This window comes from Streptomyces bambusae, from assembly GCF_019400985.1.
GTDB lineage: Bacteria > Actinomycetota > Actinomycetes > Streptomycetales > Streptomycetaceae > Streptomyces > Streptomyces bambusae_A.
Genome location: NZ_WTFF01000494.1, coordinates 1 through 3631 on the forward strand (window position 1 = coordinate 1; position 3631 = coordinate 3631).

Genomic DNA, 3631 nt, shown 5'->3' on the forward strand with positions numbered 1-3631 from the left:
CGGCCGACGCGGCCGACCCGGCCGCCGGCGGCCTGCCCGCGCGCTGGGACCTGCTGGCGCGGACCCGCTGGCCCGCCGCTGCGCCCGCTTCGCCGGTGTCCCTCGCCGAGGTGGCCGCCACCGTGTGTGCGCCGGTGCGCTTCGAGGTCGACAACCCGTATCCGGAGCATCGGGCCTATCCGTCGCCGCGGGCCAAGTTCCCGGTACGGCTGGTCGCCCAGGACGGCGGTGTCGGCCGCTTCCCGCGGCCCGAGGCCGGCGACGCCCTCCGCGTGCCCGCGGTCCCCGCCGGGCCCGTGGGTGAAGGCGGTGACCACATCCGGACGTTCGCGCTCCCGGAGGCCCTGCCGCCGTTCTACGGACCGCTGCGCACCGTGCTGACCGGCCTGGAGACCGGTCATGTCCTGGCCTCGCTCGCCCTGTTGGGCAGGGCGCTGGGCCGCCCGCTGACCGTCGCCGGACCGTCCGGTGCGACCGAGGCATGGGCCGGCCCGCTACCGGGCGCGGCAGTCCCCGGCTACGTCATGACGCCGGAGCCGGGCAAGGCACCGGAGCCGGGCACGGCACCGGAGCCGGGTCCGACGACGTGGAACGACGTGGTCTGGCAGCGCAACAGCGGCCGCGCCCCGCGCGGTGTCTCCGGCTTCACCGGCGCCCACCGCCCCGCCCCCGCCGCGCTGTGGCGCGCCGCCCTGGACACCCTCGCGGGCAGCGCCCGGGGCCTCGGCGCACTGCTGCCGGCCCGTTCCGCCCTCGGCCTGTTCTGCTGGGTGCGCGAGGTGGAGGGCGTGGCGGACGGCTGTTACGGGATCGGCTTCGACGGCACGGCCCGCCGCGTCGGCGACCTCGCGTCCGCGCGCGGCGCGCTCCTCGTGGACTCCGCCGCCGCACCCGGCCTCGCCTTCGAACTCGACGCGTGCAACCTGGTCTGGCTGGTCACCGCCGACCTGACGGCCGCCTGCCACGCCCCCGACGCGCCCGCGCCCCAAGTGGCCGCCGATTTGCTGGCCGTTGCGGGCTGGACGGCCCAGCACCTGTCGTACGCCATGGCCGCGCACGGGCTGTTCGCACGGCCCCTGCGCAGCTACGACGCCGAGGGCGCCGCGGCCGCGCTGGGCCTGGGACCGGACCGGGTGCCGGTCTACCAACTGGCCTGCGGGCCCAACCGGTTCACCGAGGCGGCCCTCGACGTCCGCCGCTACCCCGGAGACTGCGCATGACCACCCCCGCCACCGCCCCCGCCGGCTGGCTCTCCTGGCACGTCCACGTGCCCGCCGACGCCGAGGGCACGGACCGGCTCACGCCGCTGGTACGGGAGCAGCTCCCGGCGCTGCTCGCCCCGCTGCGCGCGGCCGGGCTGCTGCGCCGATGGTTCTTCATCCGCTACTGGGAGGGCGGGCCGCACCTGCGGATCCGGCTGCTGCCACGGCCCGGTGCCGGCCCCGCCGGCACGCCCGGCGTGCTGGACACGGCGGTACGGCAGGCCTTCGCCGACGTGCCCCGCGACGGCCACGACCCGGAGGGCTACCTGGCCTCCATCGGCGACCTGGCGGCGGCCTCGACGGCCTCGGACCCGACCGTGGACCGGCGGCTGGCCACGACCGTGCTGCCGCCCGGCGTACACGCGGCCCGCTACGTGCCCGAGACCGACCGCTACGGCACCGGGGCCGCACTGGAGGCGACCGAGGAGGTCTTCATGCTCTCCAGCGAACTGGCCCTGGCAGCCGCCGGGTCCGGGCTGGACGAGCTGCGGCTGCGGCTGCTGGGGACCGAGGTCCTGCTCAAGGCCGCGGCGGCGGCCGGCGCCGGGGCGCCGCCCGGCGGCGGGGCCGATCCCGTACTGGGCCAGTTGCGGGCCCATGCCGACTACTGGAGCGGCTGGTCCCGGTCCGCCCCGCGCGAGGTGTTCCCCGCGGCGGTGCTGGCCCGGCACGCCGCGGACTGGGCCGAACTCCTCGTCACGCGCGGGCGGGTGAGCGCCCCGGCGCTGACCGCGCGGCGCTCGGCGGGGGCCGCCTGGGCCGAGGCACTGGCCGCCCTGCTGCCCCTCGGCTCCGCGGCGGCCCGGTCCGGCCTGCTGATCTCCCACACCCATATGACCCTCAATCGCATGGGTATATTCGTGCATGATGAATATATTTTGGCGGAGGTCGCTGCCCGGCTGCGGGCCACGGCGGCCGGTGCCGGCACCGAAGGGGGAGGGGCGTGACTGACACCGCCCGGGACACCGTCAAGGACGACGCCCGGGACACTCGGGACACTCGGGACACCTCGGGGACCGCCGCCCTGCTGTCCGCGCAGGACATCCACGTCGCGTACGCCGACGAAACCGTCCTGGACGAGGTCTCCCTGGCCCTGGAGCCCGGCCGCTGTCTGGCCCTCGCCGGCGCCAACGGCTCCGGCAAGTCCACCCTGTTGCGCGTCTGCGTGGGCCGCCAGCAGCCGGACCGCGGCGAGGTCCGCCTCGCGGGGGCCGCCCCGCGCGAGGCGGACCCCGCCTTCCGGCGGGACGTCGGGCTGCTCCTCGACGGCGCCGAGTGCTTCCCCGACCTCACCGTCGCGGAGCACGTACGCATGGTCGCCACGGCTCACGGCCTGGGCTCCGGGGCCGCGGCCGCAACCGACCGGGTACTGGCCGAACTCGGCCTGGACCACCGCGCCGACGCGTTCCCCGACGCCCTGTCGGCGGGACAGCGCCAGATGCTGCTGCTCGCCTCGGTCCTGGTGCGTCCCGCCCGCCTGATCGTCGTGGACGAGCCCGAGCAGCGCCTGGACACCGTCGCCCGCCGCCGGCTGGCCGCCGCCCTGCGGGCGGCGAAGCCCGCCGGCACCGCCGTGCTGCTGGCCTCGCACGACCGGGCCACCGTCGAGGAGGCCGCCGACCGGGTGCTGCTCCTGGACCGGGGCCGGGCGGCCGCCCTGGGCACCCCCGCCGAGGTGACCGGCGTCGCGGAGGTCTCGCCGTGGCGGTGACCACCGAACGCGCCGCCGGGACCGGGGCCGGTACCGGGGACGCCACGGCCACGGCCGTGGCCACCGCGGCGCGGGCCCGGCGGGAACGCGGGGCCGGCCGGGCCCGGTTCGACGACGTGTGGACCTGGGTGTGCGCGGCCGTCTCCGCACTGGTGGTGCTCGCGGGCCTGGTCCAGGCGGCGCCGGGCATCGGCCAGGGGCTCGGATGGTCCGGCGGTCCGGCCGCCCGCGCCGTGGTGGTCGGCACCACACTGCTGCTGTTCGCCGGTCAGCTCGCCCTGTGCCTGCGCCTGGGGCCGGTCCTGCTCAGCCCCGCCGAGATCACCTGGCTGCTGCCGCTGCCCGGGGACCGGGGCCGGCTCCTGCGCCCCCGGCTGGTGCGGGCCGTGGCCGTGGCCTGCGCAGCGGCCCTGCCCACCGGTGCCCTGGCCGCCGCACTCGCCCTCGCGGCGCAGGGCGAGTGGCGGTACGAGGTGCTCCCGGTGGCCCTCCTCGCCCACCTGGCGCTGGCCTGCCTGGCGGTCGGACTGGGCACCGTGGCCCAGGCCCCCCCCGCCGTGGCGGGCCGGGTGCGGGTGGCCGGGGGCGCCCCTGCGGGCCCCCGCGCGGCCGGGGCCGGCCGCGGGACCCCCGTGGCCCGCCGCCCCCGGGGCGCGGC

General features: G+C 78.2%; 3 protein-coding genes and 1 pseudogene. All 4 read left to right on the forward strand.

Annotation, left to right across the window (positions count from 1 at the left end; genetic code table 11):
• Positions 1-1220 (forward strand): annotated as a pseudogene (locus GPJ59_RS34585) (hypothetical protein); the annotation flags it as partial.
• Positions 1217-2209 carry a thiopeptide-type bacteriocin biosynthesis protein gene (locus GPJ59_RS34590; protein WP_219671986.1) on the forward strand — a complete coding sequence of 331 codons (993 nt, stop codon included), beginning with the start codon at positions 1217-1219 and terminating at the stop codon, positions 2207-2209. The pseudogene GPJ59_RS34585 and the gene GPJ59_RS34590, both read left to right, overlap by 4 nt.
• Complete coding sequence (locus tag GPJ59_RS34595; RefSeq protein WP_308120655.1) at positions 2206-2973, forward strand: ABC transporter ATP-binding protein; 768 nt, start codon at positions 2206-2208, stop codon at positions 2971-2973. The genes GPJ59_RS34590 and GPJ59_RS34595 overlap by 4 nt, the downstream gene beginning before the upstream one ends.
• Positions 2964-3631, forward strand: a 668-nt coding sequence (locus GPJ59_RS38760) for a DUF6297 family protein (RefSeq protein ID WP_219671988.1), incomplete at its 3' end; no start/stop codon positions are given. The genes GPJ59_RS34595 and GPJ59_RS38760, both read left to right, overlap by 10 nt.

Coding starts and splice junctions, on each gene's coding strand:
- GPJ59_RS34590 (WP_219671986.1), top strand. CDS start 1,217: ATGACCACCCCCGCCACCGCCCCCGCCGGCTGGCTCTCCTGGCACGTC.